The following is a 16,561-nucleotide window of genomic DNA, read 5'->3' on the forward strand; positions in this document are numbered from 1 at the left end:
CGGCAGCGAGGAGGATGGCCCGGGCACGCGAGCTCCGGCGCCACAGCGGCGGCGGTCGACTCTCGGCGTGGTCCTGCGGTGGTCCGGCGCGGCAGTCGCGCTCGGCCTGCTCGGGGTCGCCCTCCTCGCTCTGCCGTTCCGGTTGTATGCCGTGCAGACCGGCTCGATGCAGCCCACCTTCGGGCCGCGAGCCCTGGTCGTGGTCCACCGGGGCGAGCCCGTCGTGGGTCAGCCCATCTCGTTCACCCACCACGGGGGAGTGATCACCCACCGGCTGGTGTCCGTCGACGATAAGGGTGGGTACAGGACCAAGGGCGAGGCCAACGAGACGGCGGACCCGTGGGTGGTCAACCCGTCCGAGGTCATCGGCGGAGTCGTCTGGTCAGTGCCCGCAGCCGGGTACTGGCTGGTCTACGTCAAGCAGGCGCCCGGGTGGGGCTCGGCCCTGCTCGCCGTCCTCGGCCTGTCGCTGTTGTGGTCGATCGCGCGAGAGCTCGACGGCCCCTCAGAACCAGCCGCCCCGGACCTCACGCCGGCCGGGGCGGCGGTCCTGATGCCTGTCGACCAGCCCGCGAGCTGACGGCACCCTCCAGCACCCCTTCGCGGATGACGTCCTCCGCCACGTCGTGCAGCTTGCGGTTGGAGTTCATGCTGATCTGGCGGATGGCGTCGAACGCGGCCTCGGCGTCGACCGCGAACCGCACCATGACGATGCCGACGGCGATCCCGATCCGCCGGTTGGACTGCAGCGCCTCCCTGAGGGTCGCCACCTGGGTCTCCATCTCCTGGATGACCTCGAGCAGAGCCGCCCGTCCCTCGACGTCGTGCACGGCCTCGAAGGGACACGCCGTCCTCAGGTCGTCACCCTCGACGACCGCGAGCTCAGGTCCGGTCCGCACGTCGTTCGTCAGGATGGTCACGAAGCCCGATGATCCTCGTCACCGCCTGGATCCGCACTGGACCGGCGGCTGTCCAGACGCTGGCCGGTGGATCGCGGGCCGGCGATCGTGATGGAGAATGGTGCCGGTGCCCTTGAAGATCGCTGACACCCGATGACCGCCGCCCCCGAGGTCTCCTCCACGGTTGCGCCCGAGGCAGCCCGCCCTGCGCCTCCGACCGCCACCGGTTCGAGCGCGGACGCGATGACGACCCGAGCGCGGGTCAAGCTCGTGATCATCCTCGGCGCGATGACGGCGCTCGGCCCGTTGACCATCGACACCTACCTGCCCGCCCTCCCGAGCATCACCCGCGACCTGCAGAGCACGTCGGCGGCGGTCGGGCTGACCCTGACCGGGACGCTCGTCGGGTTCGCCCTGGGGCAGCTGGTCGTCGGCCCGATCTCGGACAGCTTCGGCCGGCGCCGGCCGATGATGATCGGGGTGGCCCTGCACGTCGTGGCCTCGATCCTGTGCGCGGTCGCCGGCAATGTCCTGATCCTCAGCGGTTTTCGCGTCCTCCAGGGGATCGCGGCGGCCAGCGCCTCCGTGGTGGCGCTGGCCATCGTGCGCGACGTCGCCAACGGTCGGGCCTTCGTGGTGATGATGTCCCGGCTGCTGCTCGTCATGGGCGCCGCGCCGGTGCTGGCCCCGACGTTGGGCAGCCAGGTGCTCCGCTGGACGGAATGGCGTGGCGTGTTCGTCGTCATCGCCGTGATCGCGGTCATCCTCCTCGTCGTCACCGCGGTCGCCCTCCCCGAGACCCTGCCGCCGGAGCGGCGGCTCGGCGGCGGCGTGCGGGGGAGCCTCACGGCATACGGCGCGCTGCTGCGGGATCGGACCTTCGTGGGTCTGGTGCTGGTGGCGGGTCTGACCATGACCGCCGTCTTCGGCTACGTGGGCGGGTCGTCGTTCGTCATGCAGGGGCAGTACGGCCTGAGCGTGCAGCAGTTCGGGCTGGTCTTCGGTGCGGGATCCATCGCCCTCATCATCGGCACCCAGCTCAACCCCCGGCTCGTCGGCCGGTGGAGCTCGGCCCGGGTGCTCGGGACAGCGCTCGTCCTCGGGACGCTCGCGGCCGGGGCCATGGTCGTGACCGCCGCCACCGGATACGGCGGCCTGGTCGGGCTGCTCGTGCCCCTCTGGCTGGTGCTCGCGAACATCGGGGTCGCCCTGCCCAACGCGCCCGCCCTGGCCCTGGCCCGGCACGGCGACACGGCGGGGACGGCGGCAGCGCTGCTCGGCGCGACCCAGTTCGGCGTGGCCGGGTTCGTCGGTCCCGTGCTCGGCCTGCTCGGCCTGAGTGCCGTCTCGATGGCCGAGGTCATCGCCAGCGGGTTGGGCCTGGCCCTCGTGGTCTACCTCGCGGTGGTCCGGCCCTGGCGGCTCGAACCCGTGGACGCCACTGCCGCCCTCGCCGCCGCCCACTGAGCTGACCGCTGCAGGCCCGCGCCTCCGGGGTCAGAGGTCGTTGCCGGCATACGACTGGTTGAAGCTTTTGTTGGCCAGCGGGAAGTCGGGCACGATCGTGTCCGCCAGTGCGACCGGGACGGCGGGCCAGTTGACGTAGGACGGGTCGACGACCTTGACCCGGCTGAGGGTGCCGTCGGGGGCGAGCTCCACCCGGTGGACCAGCGTCCCGCGCCAGGCCTCGACGACACCGAGCCCGAATCGGTCCGGCGCGCTGTCCCCACCTCCCGAGATGGCAACGGCGCTGGGCACCGCCGCGTCGACCGGCATGTCGGCAAGACGGGAGGTGCGGGTGGCCGCATCGGCCCAGGAGGCGATCAGGGTGGCGGACGTCGCCACCTCCTCCGCGCGGACCAGGAACCTCGCCAGCACGTCCCCGTTCGCCTGGGTCGCCGGCACGAAGGCGCACGGCAGGTCGACGAAGGGATGGTCGAGGCGGGCATCGATCGGGAGCGTTGAGGCGCGAGCGACATAGCCGAGCGTGCCCAGCAGGTATGCCTGCTCGGCGTCGAGGATCGCTGTCCCGGTAAGGCGGTCGCGGACACCGTGGTTGCTCAGGGCGAGGTCGACCAGCTCAGCCGTCGAGCGGGAGACCTCGGCGATCAGGTCGAGGTCGGGGTCGCCCACGAAGTGTGCGCCGCCGATGGTGATCCCACCCCGGAGGAGCCGGTGACCGGTGACGTGCTGGTTGTGGCGCAACAGCTGCTCCCGCAGCCCCTGGGTGTGTGCGTGGATGATGCCGAAGCCGACGTCGTTGACGATCGCGCCGATGTCGGAGACGTGGTTGTGCAGCCGCTCGAGCTCGAGCAGCACTGCGCGACGAGCGCGTTCCTCGTGCGTCACCTGCATCCCGAGGGCCTGTTCCACGGCCATCGCGTAGGCCAGGGCGTGGCCGACGGCGGTGTCGCCGCTGATGCGTTCGGCCAGGGCGATGCCGTCCTGCGGCGTCTTCCCCTCGAAGAGCTTCTCCACCCCGCGGTGGAGGAACCACAGCCGCGCCTTCATCCGCACGATCGTCTCCCCGACGACGGAGAACCGGAAGTGCCCGGGTTCGATGAGCCCGGCGTGGACCGGTCCCACCGGGATCTCGTAGACCCCGTCGCCGCCGACCTGGATGAAGGGGTAGGAGCCGACGTCCGCGTCGAAGTGGGGCTCGGGGTCGGCGTCGCGCAGCATCGGGTAGTAGCCGGTCGGCCAGTGCCCGTGGCGCACCATCCGGCGGGGCAGGGGGTGACCCTCGGGTCGAATGCCGTAGAGATCACGCACCTCCCGCTCGAACCGTCCGCCCGAGTAGGAGATTCCGGCCAGCGTGGGCACCCAGGCGTCGTCGCGGGGCACGCGCAGCCACAGCTCGCACGGGGGGTGTCCGGGCCTGAGAAAGGTGTAGACGATCCGGAAGTCGTGCCGGTCCTCGTGCGCCGCCACGAGTGCCAGACGCCAACGCGCTTCGAGCAGGACGTCGGCGCGTCCGACGAGGTCGTCCCGGGTGACTTCGCGGACGGTCGGCTCACGGTCGGCCGTCACGAGGTCCCCCCGAGGGTGGCGACGGCCAGCGCGATGACGTCGCGCAGCGGTCCGGCGAGGAAACCGATGACCGCCACCAGGGCGAGAGCGAGGCCGAGCGGGATCATGGCGCCGGACGGGCGGACGGACGGGAGCGCCGAGCCGGTCGAATCCGCTTTCCCCAGAGTCATGTTCACCGTATGCCGCGCCAGGCCCGCGAAGATCACCAGCAGCAAGGTCAGAGCCACGGCCATGGCCCAGCCGAGTCCCTGCTGGAAGCCGGCGACGACGATGGCCACCTCCGTGAAGAACAGCACGGACGGCGGGAACCCCAGCAGCGCGGCCATCGCCGTGAGGAACGGGACGGCGAGACGGGGCTGGCGGGCCAGCAGCCCGTGGACGCCGTCGATGCGACTGGTGCCCTCGGCGGTCAGGATGCGTCCGGCGACGACGAAGATGCTCGGCTTGGCCAGGCCGTGCCCGAGGATGTGCAGCAGGACGGCACCGATCGCCAACGGCCCGCCGATGGCCGCGCCGAGGGCGAGCAGGCCCATGTGCTCGATGCTGGAGTAGGCCAGCATCCGCTTGTAGTCCGGCTGGGTGAGGATCAACGCGGCCGCCACGAGCAGGGACAGCAGCCCGCCGGTGAGGAGCATCCCTCGCATGGGCGTGGGGCCGAGGAGGGCGTCGCTGATGGTCCGGATCCGCAGGATCGCGTAGAACGCCACGGAGAGTAAGACGCCCGACATCAGGGCCGACACGGCGGCCGGGGCCTGGCTGTGCGCGTCGGGGAGCCAGCTGTGCATCGGCGCCAGCCCCGCCTTCGTGGCGAAACCGAGGACGGCCAGCGCCGCACCGACGCGGATGAGGTCGGGGTCGAGCGGCTGCGCCGGGTGCGCGAGCAGCACCCACGACAGGGTGGGGGCGCCGCCCGCTGTGGTCGCCGCATAGATCAGCACGATCCCGAGGAAGGCGATCGACACCCCGACGGAGCCGAGGACGACGTACTTCCACGCCGCCTCCAGGGCCCGCCGGTCGCCGTGCTGCCCGACGAGGAAGGCGGTGGTGATGGTGGTGGCCTCGATCGCGACCCACATCACGCCGAGGTTGTCGGCCAGCCGCGCCAGGGTCATGGCCCCGAGGAACAGGCAGAGCAGCGCCGAGTAGGTCCCCTCGCCAGGGTCGACGCTGTCGCTGCTGTCACCAATGTCTTTGCTGGGCAACCCTGCCCACGTCGCGGTCAGGGCCACCAGGCCGACGACAGCCAGCATGTACGCCGAGAGGGAGTCCGCCCGCAGGATCCCGCCCGCGGTGGTCATGGCGGTGGTGGTCACGGCAGCAGTGGAGGTCACGGCCCGCGTCGACCGGGTCAGCACCACGAGGGCGATGCCGGAGACGAGAGCGACGACGGACGCGATGATCGCGGCATACCGGGTCCACCGTCGTCGGCGGGAGAGCATCGAGGCGGTGGCAAGGAGCGTGGGCAGTCCCAGGGCGAGCCAGATCACGGCGGCCATCAGTCGTGCAGCTCCGTCAGGTCGTCGAGGTCGGTCGCACCGAACACGTGCTTGAGCCGGCCGGTGAGGACGCGCAGGATGAGGACGACGAGCAGGACATCGAGCGAGACCCCGAGCTCGACGACCAACGGCACCCCACCCGCGGTCAACAGGGCGATCATCGCGATCCCGTTGTCGAGCACGACGAAGCCGATCAGCTGCGAGATGGCCTGCCGTCGGGTGAGCAGCAGCAGGAACCCGATGAGCACGACCGCGATCCCGACGGGCACCGCTCGTTGGGCGGCATCGGGGGCGGCGCCGAGGATCGGCCGGCTGGCGAGGTAGGCGACCGTCGTCAGGACGGCCGACAGCAGCAGCGCCGCGGTCGGGTTGATCCGCGGGGCGTCCTCACGTCGTGCGCCGGTGGCGGCTGCGGTGCGCCCCAGCACGATCGGGATCGCCACCGCCTTGATGGCGAGGACCAGGACGGCGACGCCGATCAGCTCCGGGTCCGCCGCGGCGACCCCGATCGTGCCGATCAGCGCGGAGAGGGCGGCGCCCTGGAGGGCGAGCAGCGTGACGGAGCCGCTGAGCGATCGCCGCCACAGCTGCAGCACCGCGGTGAGGATCAGCACCCCGGCGCACGACCCGAGGACCTGGGTGAACCCGGCGTCAGTCATCGCCGTCCTCCTCACACCGTCAGGTAGGACGCGGTCACGGCCAGGAAGGCCAGGACGAAGGATCCGGCGAGCAGCTCCGGCACCCGGAACAGGCGCAGCTTGGCCAGGAACACCTCACCGGAGGCGATAGCGGCCCCGAGCACGGCGACCTTGAGGACCAGCGCGACCATGGCGATCAGCACGGCCAGCACGTGGAGGTGCTGGACGACGCCCCAGGGTGCGGCGAGGTTGGCGACGAGCGCGAGCAGGGCTCCCAGCCGCAGCCAGGACGCGTACTCGACCCAGCCGAGGTCGCGGCCGGAGCTCTCGAGGATCATCGCCTCGTGGATCATCGTCAGCTCGAGGTGGGTGGACGGGTTGTCCACGGGCAGGCGGCCGGTCTCGGCGATGACGACGATGAACAGCGCGACGAGCGCGAGGAGGCTGACGGGGGCGACGACCGTGGCGGGGTGGTCCAGCCGGGCCGAGACGATGGCGGAGAGGTTGGAGGTCCCGACCGGGATGGAGAGGGCGTAGACGGCCACGAGGATGGTCGGCTCGACCAGCGCGGCGACGGTCATGTGGCGGCTGGCACCCATCCCACCGAACGCGGTGCCCGAGTCCAGGCCCAGCAGGGCGATGGCGACGGTCCCGAGCAGCAGCACCGAGACGACGACGAACAGGTCGTCGGGGACGGCGACCAGGGTGGCCGTCTGGAGCAGGGGCAGGAGGGCCACCAGCAGCAGGCTGGCCCCCATCAGCAGCACCGGGAGGGCGCCACCGAAGCGCACCCCGGGCGCGCGCAGCGGCTCCTTGCGAGCCAGCTTGGCCAGGTCCCTCCACGGCTGGAGGACGCCGGCGCCGGCGCGGCCCTCGAGGCGGGCCCGCACCTGTCGCATGAGCCCAACCCTGACCGGCGCCAGAGCCAGCAGGAGGCCGCACTGGACCGCGACCAGCAGCATGGTCGTCACGGTGGCGCTCACCACGCCACCGCGACCAGGACGACGAGCAGAGCCACGAACGAGAAGCCGAGATAACGGTGCATGCTGCCGTTCTGCATCAGTCGGGCCAGGTCTCCGGCGCGGTCCAGCATCGCGATCGCCGGACGATAGAGGCTCTTCTCGACCCGGTCGTCGAGATGCTGGTGGAAGCTGACCTCCTGGACGAGGTAGCGCGACTCCTGGGCGTGGGTGACGCGCAGGTCGCGGGTGGGCTGCAGGGCGTCGTCGAACACGCGGACCAGTGGTTCGGCGAATGACGTTGCGGTGTATGGCATCCGCGGGCTGGTGCGCACGCCACCGCCACCCCAGACGAGGTCGACGTCGCGGCGGGGATGACGCCGGGCCAGGAGCCACGTCACGAGCACGACGGGGAGGGTCACCGCGAGCGCCAGCAGCGTCAGCGCCAGCGGGTCGAGGTGGGCGCCGATCCCCGGCAGGGCGACGCCCCAGCCGGCGCCGGTGCCGACCGCCGCAGCAGCGCTGGTGGTCGTGGCGGCGCCGACGGCACCGACGACACCCGCGCTGCGGAGCGCGGTCGCGGCCGCGGTCGCCGTCAGGCCGGGGGCCAGGCCGAGGGCGAGGACTGCGGCTGCACCGATGAGCACGGCGGCGGTCATCGGCCGGTTGACCTCGTGGGCGGTCGTGGCCCCGGGGGACCGCGGCCGGGCCATGAACGCGATCCCGAAGGCCTTGACGAAGGTGAGCAGCGCGAGGCCCGCGGTCAGGGCGACGACGGCAATCGCAGCGGGGAGTAAGGCGCTGGTGAGCTGGTCGCGGCTGTCGCCGTGGATCCGCGCCTGCATCAGGACCCACTCGGCGGCGAAGCCTGAGGTGACGGGAAGCGCCGCCGCACCGAGGCACGCGACACCGAAGGCGACGGCCGTGCGGGGCATGCTGCGGACCAACCCGCCGAGCCGGTCCAGGTCTCGCTCGGCCGTCGCATGGAGCAGGGCACCCGCCCCGAGGAAGAGGACCGTCTTGAAGGCCGCGTGGCTCACGGTGAGCATCAGGGCGGCGACCATCGCCACCCCGGCCACGGCCGAGTCGCCGGAGGAGGCGGCCAGCATCGAGATGGCCACGGCGCTGAGGATGAGGCCGACGTTCTCGGTGGTGGAGTAGGCGAGCAGCCGCTTCAGGTCGCTGGTGACCGAGGCCTGCAGGATGCCGTAGAGCGCCGACGGCAGGGCGAGGGCCAGCACCACCAGTCCCCACCAGCGTGGGCCCCCGGGCAGCAGCCGGGTGACGGTGAGGACGACGCCGTAGACGCCCATCTTCACCATCGCCGCGCTCATCACGGCTGAGACGTGGCTGGGTGCCTCGGGGTGGGCGCGGGGCAGCCAGACGTGCACGGGGACCAGCCCGGCCTTGGTCGCGAAACCGATCGTGAGCAGGACGAACGCGAGGCCGGCCTGGTCGCCGCTGATCCGGCCGGCCGCGAGGGCGGCAAAGCTGCTGCTGTGCCCGGCGACGGTCAGGACGGCGAAACCGGCGAGCAGGAACAGGAAGCTCAGGTGCGTCATGGCGGCATACCAGAGCCCGGCAGAGCGGACCTGGTCCCGGCGCCCGTGCTCGGCGAGGACGAGGATCGTCGACCCGATCGCCATCAGCTCCCACGTCAGCAGGAACGCGACGACGTCGCCGCTCGCCGGCACCAGCTGCAGGCCGAGCAGGAACACGGCGAAGGCCGCGCACCCGGTGCGGGAACCGGCGGGTCCTCGGGCGTAGCCGACGCTGTAGAGGGCCGCGACGGCGCCGACCGCACCCGCGAGGAGCATGAAGAGGCCGCCGAGCCGGTCCGGCGCCAGAGTCATCCGGGCGTCCAGGCCGAGGCCGACGGTCAACGGGGCGGACACGATGCCGGTACGCCCGCCCAGGGCGAGCGCTCCGGTCGCGACACCCGACAGACCCATCAACAGCGTGGCGCCACCCGCCAGCAGCGGCCGCAGCGGGGTCGGCGCGGCCACCGCGGCCGTCACGGCCAGCAGCGCCAGCGCGAGCTGGGCGACCAGGCCGACCTCGAGCAGGCTCATCGGCGGGTGACTCGCCGCAGGGCCTCGACGATGGCCTGTGGCGGAGGGGGGCAGCCGGCGATCTCGAGGTCGACCGGGACGACATCGCCGACCGAGCCCGCCACGCCGTAGGCGCCCGCGAAGACCCCGCAGTTGCGGGCGCAGTCACCCACCGCGACGACCACCCGCGGCCGCGGTGTCGCCTCGACCGTCCGCCGCAACGGCTCCTGCATGTTGTGGGTGACCACACCGGTGACCAGGACGACGTCGGCGTGGCGCGGCGAGGCCACCAGCCGGGCGCCGTATCGCTCGACGTCCTAGACGGGTCCGAACGCCGCCGCGACCTCGATCTCGCAACCGTTGCACGACCCCGCGTCCACGTGTCGCACCTGCGCGCTGCCCTGGAGGACCGCGGGGAAGACCGGGTCGTGGGGACCGTCGGCAGGACGGGTCGGGCCGCCGCTCCCGGCGGGCGGGGCGGGTTCGGCGAGCCGGCCTGCGTTCCGCATCATCCGCAGCACGCGCAGAGGGTTCAACCCGTCGCCTCGTCGGGCGGACGCAGCTGCGCGGTCAGGCTCTCGCCGTCGACGAGGACGTCGTGGAGGACCATCCGTGCGGCCAGCAGCAGGTCACGCGTCCCCGGCACGACCAACGAGTAGATGACCTCGCCGCCGATCCGCTGCTGCCGCACGAGCCCGTGCCGTCGCAGGACGGCCAGCTGCTGGGAGAGGTTGCTCTGCTCGATGTCCATCCGCGCCAGGAGCTGGTGGACCGCCTGGTCGCCCTCGACGAGCAGCTCGAGGATGCGGATGCGGGCGGGGTGTCCGAGGGCGCGGAAGAGCTCCGCCTTGGCCTCGTGAAGGGGGACGGGCACAGCGTCGACCTCCTGCGGTCTCAGGGAGCCGGGCGCTCACCTGCGGAAAGCGTAACGTGTGAATATGTAAATGTCTGCATGTCAGGAGGATCAGGCACACGCCGGTCGACGCGTCACTCAGCGCAGCAGGAGGTCAGCCGTCGCGAGAAAGCTCGCCGCCTCCTCCGGGTAACCGTGCCAGCAGAGGTAGAGGCCGGTCGTGACGCGCTCGACGTAGGCCCAGCGCCAGACGCGGCCGGGATCGACCCCGGCCAGCGGCCCCAGTCGGTGGCACGCCGCATCGAGCAGCGCGGCGCCCGAGCCCGCCGTGGTGGCCTCTGCCGCCTCGATCTCACGGCAGGCATCCCGGAGGACGACCCCGAGGTCGTAGGCGCGCTCCCCGACGAAGCCGTCCGGGTCGATCAGGGCCCAACCCCCGCCGCGGCGGAGCACGTTGCCGGCGTGAGGGTCGCCGTGGCAGACGACCTCGGGCTGCTCTGATGTCGCGAGCGCGGTCGCATACCCTTCGGCCCGGGCCAGGGCCCAGGGATGTCCGCTGCCATAGCGCGGGCCGAGGTCGGCGAGGATCGTCCGCAGCCCGGCGGCCTTGCCCACGAACGGGCTGCCGACCTCGATCGGGACGTCCCACGCCTCCCTCAGGACGGGGAGGATCGCCGCCGTCTGGGCCTCGAGAGAGCGGGCCTCGGTCCACAGGGTGTCACCGAGCCGCTCGGTGAGCAGCGCGCCGAGGGAAGGGTTCCAGGTGAGGACGCGGGCGTAGCCGTGGCCGTCCGCAGCGAGCATGACCTGAGCCTGGACGTCGAGCAGCCCGGGCTGGTCGAGCTTGAGGACGGCTGCGGTGCCATCAGCCGTGGTCACGGCGAGGGTGGGCATCCCGGCTCCGCCGGAGAACCAGCTGTCCGGTGTCAGGCCCTCGTCCCGGCACACGACGGGCAGCGCTCGCTCGACGTGCGCCACCGACCCCGACACGTCCCGCTCCGACATCTCCCCCCGCCGACGTGCCTCGGCGACGGCGCTCTCGATCACGTCCTCGATCACGTCGGGTGGGTCATCCGTCCACGCGCGCCGGCGGTGGCGTCACCGAGGTGTCGGTGTACTCCTCGATCCGGGTGACCTGCCCGTCGCGGACCCAGACGCGCATCATCGCGTCGACCTCGTCGGTGGCGCCGTCGAGGTTGGTGGCGTGGAAGGCCGACCGCTGCACGTAGCCGTCCGCGAGGTAGTCGCGGCGGACGTCGGTGATGGTGAGCCGCCGGTATGCCGTGGCCATCGTCGCGATCGCGGCGAGGCTCGTCGCCCTGTCGCAGTCGACCCGGTCGTAGTTGTGCCACACGACGAGGTCGTCGGCGTAGATCCGCGAGGCGGCCTCGACGTCCCCGGCGACGATGGCGTCCTGCAGCCGGTCAGCGAGCACGGCGATCGTGGCTTGGGTCTCGGGTGTCGGCACGTGAGCGATTCTGGCAGGCCATGATGCAGGCTGGTGGCATGACTGACGTCGCCCGAGTGCGGCTGCGGACCGACTCCACGGTGGCGTGGGTCTTCGCTGCGCTCTCGGTCGCGACGATGGTCGTCACGACGTGGATCGGGTTCCGGTCGTGGGAGGCGTTCTGGCGCGCGGTGATCCACCCTCTCGACCTCCAGCAGCCGCAGGCGCTGACGACCGGGCTTTGGGCGTCCGACCTGATGATCCTGCAGGTCCTGTTGATGGCCCGGCTGCCGTGGCTCGAGCGGGCCTGGGGTCGTGAGGTGCTCGTCCGGTGGCACCGGCAGCTCGGCTACTGGTCGTTCTGGCTGATGCTCCTGCACGTCCTGCTCTTCGTGCTCGCCCGCGAGCAGCACGAGCCCGACGCGATGCGAGCGGCGATGGCGCGGCTCTTCCTCACCGACCCGTGGATGCTCGTCGCGACGATCGGCACGGTCCTCATCGTCCTCGTCGTCGTGACCTCGATGATCGACGTCCGCCGCTGGATGCGTTACGAGACATGGCATCTCATCCACCTCTACGCCTACTTCGGGATGGGCCTCGCGCTGCCGCACCAGCTCGCGACCGGCGACTTCCGCGTCGGGTGGATCGCCGTCTACTGGTGGGTGCTGTATGCCGGGACCCTCACCGTCGTGCTGGTGTGGCGCGTTGTCGTGCCGCTGCAGCGGTCGCTGCGACACGGCATACGGATCGAGGGGTTGCAGCGTGAGACGCCGGACGCGGTGTCGGTGACGATGACCGGACGCGACCTGCAGGGCCTGGGGACGCGGTCCGGGCAGTTCTTCGTCTGGCGCTTCCTCGGCCGCCGCGGCTGGACCCGCGGCCACCCCTACTCGATCTCGGCGGCTCCGACCGGTGAGCGGCTGCGCGTCACCATCGCCGACGAGGGGGACGAGGGCGCGCGTGCCGGTGACCTGCGGGTCGGTGCACGGGTGATCATCGAGGGGCCATACGGCTCACTGGATCTCGCGCATCGACGGCACCCGCGCCTGGTGATGTTTGCGGCCGGGGCCGGCATCACCCCGTTTCGCGCGCTGCTCGAGGACGCCGACCTCGCCCCGGGGGAGGCGATGCTCGTCTACCGGGTGCGCGACGCCGGGCAGGCGATCTTCCGCGACGAGCTGGAGGCGCTCGCGGCGCGACGCGGCATCGACCTCCTCGTCCTCGCCGGGCCCCGACGGTCGCCGCGGTCGTGGCTCCCGGAGGGAGTGGTCGGTGAGGAGACGGAGGCGATGGAGCGGCTCGTGCCCGGCCTCGCCGACCGCGACGTCTACCTCTGCGGGCCGCCCGCGTGGTCCGCCGAGGTCACGCGCACCGCCCGCGCCGGTGGGGTCCGCCGCCGCGACCTGCACCGGGAGGACTTCTCCTGGTGAGCGGTGGCGCCGGATCGAGCTCCTCGCGGCGTGCCGCTATGACGTCGTCAGGACATCGAACTCGTTGCCGTCGGGGTCGGCCATCGTGAGACGGCCCTCACCGGACGAGTCGCCGATACGGGTTGCCCCGAGTCCGATGAGGCGGTCGACCTCCTGCTGAAGGTCACCACCCTCGATCGGGGCGAGATCGAAGCGGAGCCGGTTCCGGCCGGACCTCGGCCGCACCGGCGGACCACCCCAGGTGATCTTCGAACCGCCCGGTGGCGACTGGATCGCCGTCTCACCGTCCTGGTCCCAGACCAGCGGCCACCCCAGGGCTGCGCTCCAGAAGTAGCCGACCTCCTGCGAGCCGTCCGACGACAGCGCCCCGACGGACCCGCAGCCGGCGAGGAAGCGGTTGCCGGGCTCGATGACGCAGAACTCGTTGCCCTCGGGGTCGGCGAGGACGACGTGCGCCGCATCCGGGCCCTGGCCGATGTCGAGGTGTCGGCCGCCCAGGTCGAGTAAGCGGACCACGGTCCGCTGCTGGTCCTCGAGGGAGACGCTCGTCAGGTCGACGTGCATCTGGTTCGCGTCGGTCTTCGGCGCGTCCGTGGGGAGGAACCGGATGCGAGAACCGGTGTCGTCGGGGGAAAGGATCCCCGGCCCGTCGCCCTCGTCGGTCATCTCCCGGTCGAGGACGCCGGCCCAGAACCGCGCGAGGCGTGCCGGGTCTTTCGCATCGATGCAGAGCGCGACGAGCCGTGACGTCATCGTGGCGGGCCTCCGATCGACGGGCGGCACGGCGGGTCCGGCCGGCCGGTGAGGGCGACGCTAGGCCGTCCCCGCAGTCAGCGCAAAGGGATTGAGCTCGAGGAACGGCAAGCGCGCGGCGGCGCGGTGGGGACTGTCAACCGGCACGAGTCCGGTATGTGACGCGGTCGGGGCGGCATACCGGGCACCGGCCGGTCCTGTGTCCCCAGCGTCCGGACTCGGGTCGTCGCGGTGGTCAGCCCAGCGACGCGCTCGCCGCCCGGAGCTCGGCCAGGGCGGCCAGGGTGAAGGGAGCCAGCCCGTCGTCGGCGTCGCGCTCGCCCTCGGCCCACTCGGCGTAGCCGCGCTTGAAGGCCAGCACCCCCAGCTCGGCCGCCAGCTGTGCGGTGGGGTCGGGGACCCCGCGGGCGACGAGGGCGCTCGTCATGGCAGCGGCGAGGCCGACGCTTTTGAGGGCATCCCGTTCCTGCAGCTCGGTGCTAGCGGCGACGGCGGCCTTGAGGCGGGGGCCCAGGTCGCGGTTCATCGGGCCCATCGCGTCGGACGCCCGTTCGAGGCCGGCGGCGACCGCCTCGAGCGGGGTGGCGTCAGCGGGGGCCTCGGTGATGCCCTCGGCGAGGAGCTGGCTCAGCGTCTCCTGGCCGGCGACGAGGAGCTCTCGCTTGTCGGTGAAGTGGCGGAAGAAGGTGCTCTTGGTGACCCCGGCGCGCTCGGCGATCTGCGCCACCGTCGTCGAGTCGTAGCCCTGCTCGGTGAACAGGTCGACGGCAGCCATGACGAGCCGCTCGCGCGCACCCGGTTCCCATCGACCCATGAGGGACATCCTAGGTGATGGGACTTCTATCCCATCACTCTGCTACGGTCATGGGACACAAGTCCCATCACTCGGAGGAATCCCATGCACGTGCTCATCACCGGTGGCACCGGCCTGATCGGCTCCGCCGTCGTCGCCGAGCTGCTCGCCCACGACCACACCGTCCTGGCCCTCGCCCGCTCCGACGCCTCCGCGCTGGCCGTCGAGGCGGCCGGCGCCGAGGCCCTCCGCGGCGGCCTGGCCGACCTCGACGCCCTGCGCGCCGGCGCAGCCCGGGCCGACGGGGTCATCCACCTGGCCTTCAGCAACGACTTCAGCAGCGCCGAGGCCGTGGCTCGGGCGGTCGCGGAGGAGACCGCCGCGCTCACGACCCTGGGCGAGGCGTTCATCGGCACGGACCGCCCCCTGGTCACGGTCTCCGGGACGCCCTGGATCGCGGGCCGCGCCTCCACCGAGGCCGACCCGCTGCCGCTCGACGGGCCGGTGGGCGGCCGCGGCCGGACGGTCATGGCGCTGCTGGGTCTGGCCTCGCGCGGGGTCCGCAGCACGGCCGTGCGGATGCCCCGCACGGTCCACAACGAGGGCAACGAGGGCAACGGGGGCTTCGCCGGGCTGCTGACCGGCATCGCCCGCCGCACCGGGGTCTCCGGCTTCCCGGGCGACGGCGCCCAGCGCTGGCCGGCCGTGCACGCACTCGACGCCGCCGTCCTCTTCCGGCTGGCGCTGGAGCAGGCGCCGGCCGGCAGCTCCTGGCACGCCGTGGCCGACGAGGGCGACGCGGTGCGCGACATCGCCGCAGTCATCGGCGAACGGCTGGGCCTGCCCGTCGAGTCCGTGCCCGAGACGGCCTTCGGCCCGCTCGGCGCGATCTTCGCGATGGACCAGCCCTCGTCCAGCACCGTCACCCGGGTGGCGCTCGGCTGGACGCCGACGCACCAGAGCCTGTTGGCGGACCTGAAGAACATCCAGACCTGACGGAGCGGCCCCGCGACAGGAGGGCCCGACTCCGGATGGCCCGACTCAGGTGGCCCGACTCAGAATGGCCCCAGACAGGATGGTTTCGCTGGAGAGCGGTTCACGCGCGGACCGCCCCTTTATCGGGTGACCCGATACAGGGGCGCTGACCTGGAGAACCGTTCTCGAGCGGAGCGTCCCCTTGTCGATGCCCAGGATTCGGCCCTCGAGAAGGGCGCGCTTCACTCGACAACCGTTCTCCAGTGGACCGTCCCTTTATCGGGTCACCCGATAAAGGGACGGCGGGCTAGCCTGTGGCCGCGGCATACGGCGCTCGACGAGGAGGAGACGTGACCACCTTCACCGGATCCGACGACCTGCAGGGGGCGGAGTTCGTCGACGCCAACCTGCGGGGCGCCCGGTTCGTCAGGACCGACCTGTCCGGCGTGGTGATGCGGGCGGTCGACGTGCAGGAGGCGGATATCGACGCGCCGTGGCTGTTCGACGGCGCGAGCTTCCTGCGCATCAACGGCGTCGACGTCATCCCCCTGGTCGAGGCGGAGCTCAACCGCCGATTCCCCGGCCGCGCCGAGCGGCACGCCGAGGATCCGGACGGTTTGCGCGCCGCCTGGGCCGCCCTCGAGCGCAGCTGGGCCGCCACGCTCGAACGCGTCGAGGGTATGCCGCCGGGCTCGGTCGACGTCTCCGTCGACGGCGAGTGGTCGTTCGCGCAGACGCTGCGGCACCTGGTCATGGCCACCGACACCTGGCTGGGGCGGGCCATTCGTGAGATCGCGCAGCCCTACCACCCCCTCGGCCAGCCGAACGCCGAGTACGAGACCGACGGCTACGACCTGGCCGTCTTCTCGGCGGACACCCCCTCGTATGCCGAGGTGCTGGAGGTCCGCCCCGGTCGGGTCGCCATGGTGCGCGACTTCCTCGCCACCGTGACTCCCTAGCAGCTCGACGCGACGCGCCCCCACCCGTGGGCCCCGGACCACCAGGAGAACCGTCCGCTCCTGCCTCCACACGATCCTGCAGGAGGAGTGGGAGCCCCTGCGCTACGCCCTCCGCGACCTCGACGCGGTCGAGGCCCGCTCCGCCTGAGGTCGATGATCCCGGCCAAGCGACGCAACGACGACCGTTGGTCGACGGCGCCGGACCCGCTGAACGGTCGGGGGCCGCGCGGGGCGGACCAACGGTCGTCGCTACGCGCCGGGTCGTCGCCATGAGACAG

17 protein-coding genes and 1 pseudogene are annotated in these 16,561 nt (G+C 72.1%); 5 read left to right on the top strand and 13 right to left on the bottom strand.

Annotated elements, in window-relative coordinates; translation table 11 throughout:
• Positions 1-67: 67 nt before the first annotated feature.
• Positions 68-580 (top strand): S24/S26 family peptidase, encoded by a 513-nt coding sequence (locus Q0R63_RS22735; protein WP_295702380.1) that lies wholly within the window; start codon positions 68-70, stop codon positions 578-580.
• Here Q0R63_RS22735 and Q0R63_RS22740 read toward each other — a convergent pair.
• The gene (locus tag Q0R63_RS22740) at positions 528-920 is read right to left on the bottom strand and encodes an ANTAR domain-containing protein (protein WP_295702381.1); all 393 of its coding nucleotides are present in this window, start codon (positions 918-920) and stop codon (positions 528-530) included. The genes Q0R63_RS22735 and Q0R63_RS22740 overlap by 53 nt on opposite strands.
• A gap of 132 nt (positions 921-1,052) precedes the next feature.
• Between Q0R63_RS22740 and Q0R63_RS22745 the strand changes: the two genes are divergently transcribed.
• Positions 1,053-2,366, top strand: coding sequence for a multidrug effflux MFS transporter (locus Q0R63_RS22745; RefSeq protein WP_295702382.1), 1,314 nt, complete (start codon positions 1,053-1,055; stop codon positions 2,364-2,366).
• 30 nt (positions 2,367-2,396) lie between these two features.
• Here the strand turns inward: Q0R63_RS22745 and Q0R63_RS22750 are convergent, their stop codons facing one another.
• The 10 genes and pseudogenes from Q0R63_RS22750 to Q0R63_RS22795 form a co-directional block, all read right to left on the bottom strand.
• On the bottom strand, positions 2,397-3,929 hold the full coding sequence (locus tag Q0R63_RS22750; RefSeq protein ID WP_295702383.1) for an NADH-quinone oxidoreductase subunit C: 1,533 nt from the start codon (positions 3,927-3,929) through the stop codon (positions 2,397-2,399).
• The gene (locus tag Q0R63_RS22755) at positions 3,926-5,425 is read right to left on the bottom strand and encodes a proton-conducting transporter membrane subunit (RefSeq protein ID WP_295702384.1); all 1,500 of its coding nucleotides are present in this window, start codon (positions 5,423-5,425) and stop codon (positions 3,926-3,928) included. The genes Q0R63_RS22750 and Q0R63_RS22755 overlap by 4 nt, the downstream gene beginning before the upstream one ends.
• The gene (locus tag Q0R63_RS22760) at positions 5,425-6,084 is read right to left on the bottom strand and encodes a hypothetical protein (RefSeq protein WP_295702385.1); all 660 of its coding nucleotides are present in this window, start codon (positions 6,082-6,084) and stop codon (positions 5,425-5,427) included. The genes Q0R63_RS22755 and Q0R63_RS22760 overlap by 1 nt, the downstream gene beginning before the upstream one ends.
• An 11-nt stretch (positions 6,085-6,095) precedes the next feature.
• On the bottom strand, positions 6,096-7,046 hold the full coding sequence (locus Q0R63_RS22765; RefSeq protein ID WP_295702386.1) for an NADH-quinone oxidoreductase subunit H: 951 nt from the start codon (positions 7,044-7,046) through the stop codon (positions 6,096-6,098).
• Entirely contained in the window at positions 7,043-9,094 is a 2,052-nt protein-coding gene (locus Q0R63_RS22770; protein ID WP_295702387.1) for a proton-conducting transporter membrane subunit, read from the bottom strand. Before Q0R63_RS22770 ends, Q0R63_RS22765 begins: the two co-directional genes overlap by 4 nt.
• Positions 9,091-9,372: pseudogene (locus tag Q0R63_RS22775) on the bottom strand (oxidoreductase); the annotation flags it as partial. The pseudogene Q0R63_RS22775 and the gene Q0R63_RS22770, both read right to left, overlap by 4 nt.
• Positions 9,373-9,390: 18 nt before the next feature.
• The gene (locus Q0R63_RS22780) at positions 9,391-9,585 is read right to left on the bottom strand and encodes a hypothetical protein (RefSeq protein ID WP_295702388.1); all 195 of its coding nucleotides are present in this window, start codon (positions 9,583-9,585) and stop codon (positions 9,391-9,393) included.
• Between the two features lie 20 nt (positions 9,586-9,605).
• Entirely contained in the window at positions 9,606-9,947 is a 342-nt protein-coding gene (locus Q0R63_RS22785; protein ID WP_295702389.1) for a metalloregulator ArsR/SmtB family transcription factor, read from the bottom strand.
• 117 nt (positions 9,948-10,064) lie between these two features.
• On the bottom strand, positions 10,065-10,985 hold the full coding sequence (locus Q0R63_RS22790) for an aminoglycoside phosphotransferase family protein (protein WP_295702390.1): 921 nt from the start codon (positions 10,983-10,985) through the stop codon (positions 10,065-10,067).
• A 10-nt stretch (positions 10,986-10,995) separates the two neighbouring features.
• A complete protein-coding gene (locus Q0R63_RS22795; RefSeq protein ID WP_295702391.1) occupies positions 10,996-11,394 on the bottom strand; it encodes a nuclear transport factor 2 family protein in 399 nt (132 codons plus the stop codon).
• Between the two features lie 38 nt (positions 11,395-11,432).
• Here Q0R63_RS22795 and Q0R63_RS22800 point away from each other — a divergent pair, with 38 nt between their 5' ends.
• On the top strand, positions 11,433-12,803 hold the full coding sequence (locus Q0R63_RS22800; RefSeq protein WP_295702392.1) for a ferredoxin reductase family protein: 1,371 nt from the start codon (positions 11,433-11,435) through the stop codon (positions 12,801-12,803).
• A gap of 36 nt (positions 12,804-12,839) precedes the next feature.
• Here Q0R63_RS22800 and Q0R63_RS22805 read toward each other — a convergent pair whose 3' ends face one another.
• Both Q0R63_RS22805 and Q0R63_RS22810 read right to left on the bottom strand, forming a co-directional pair.
• Complete coding sequence (locus tag Q0R63_RS22805) at positions 12,840-13,556, bottom strand: VOC family protein (protein WP_295702393.1); 717 nt, start codon at positions 13,554-13,556, stop codon at positions 12,840-12,842.
• Between the two features lie 235 nt (positions 13,557-13,791).
• Positions 13,792-14,370: a TetR/AcrR family transcriptional regulator gene (locus Q0R63_RS22810; RefSeq protein ID WP_295702394.1), complete on the bottom strand. Its 579-nt coding sequence runs from the start codon at positions 14,368-14,370 to the stop codon at positions 13,792-13,794.
• A gap of 84 nt (positions 14,371-14,454) precedes the next feature.
• Here Q0R63_RS22810 and Q0R63_RS22815 point away from each other — a divergent pair, with 84 nt between their 5' ends.
• On the top strand, positions 14,455-15,345 hold the full coding sequence (locus Q0R63_RS22815; RefSeq protein ID WP_295702395.1) for an SDR family oxidoreductase: 891 nt from the start codon (positions 14,455-14,457) through the stop codon (positions 15,343-15,345).
• Between the two features lie 329 nt (positions 15,346-15,674).
• Entirely contained in the window at positions 15,675-16,283 is a 609-nt protein-coding gene (locus Q0R63_RS22820) for a DinB family protein (RefSeq protein ID WP_295702396.1), read from the top strand.
• Positions 16,284-16,561 lie beyond the last annotated feature (278 nt).

Source organism: Lapillicoccus sp., assembly GCF_025353065.1.
Taxonomy (GTDB): Bacteria; Actinomycetota; Actinomycetes; order Actinomycetales; family Dermatophilaceae; genus Lapillicoccus.

Bases quoted from the DNA above. Each gene is read 5' to 3' on its own strand.
- Q0R63_RS22745 (WP_295702382.1), top strand. From the start codon at position 1,053: ATGACCGCCGCCCCCGAGGTCTCCTCCACGGTTGCGCCCGAGGCAGCC.
- Q0R63_RS22755 (WP_295702384.1), bottom strand. From the start codon at position 5,425: ATGGCCGCCGTGATCTGGCTCGCCCTGGGACTGCCCACGCTCCTTGCC.
- Q0R63_RS22780 (WP_295702388.1), bottom strand. From the start codon at position 9,585: ATGATGCGGAACGCAGGCCGGCTCGCCGAACCCGCCCCGCCCGCCGGG.
- Q0R63_RS22800 (WP_295702392.1), top strand. From the start codon at position 11,433: ATGACTGACGTCGCCCGAGTGCGGCTGCGGACCGACTCCACGGTGGCG.
- Q0R63_RS22760 (WP_295702385.1), bottom strand. From the start codon at position 6,084: ATGACTGACGCCGGGTTCACCCAGGTCCTCGGGTCGTGCGCCGGGGTG.
- Q0R63_RS22810 (WP_295702394.1), bottom strand. From the start codon at position 14,370: ATGGGTCGATGGGAACCGGGTGCGCGCGAGCGGCTCGTCATGGCTGCC.
- Q0R63_RS22805 (WP_295702393.1), bottom strand. From the start codon at position 13,556: ATGACGTCACGGCTCGTCGCGCTCTGCATCGATGCGAAAGACCCGGCA.
- Q0R63_RS22770 (WP_295702387.1), bottom strand. From the start codon at position 9,094: ATGAGCCTGCTCGAGGTCGGCCTGGTCGCCCAGCTCGCGCTGGCGCTG.
- Q0R63_RS22815 (WP_295702395.1), top strand. From the start codon at position 14,455: ATGCACGTGCTCATCACCGGTGGCACCGGCCTGATCGGCTCCGCCGTC.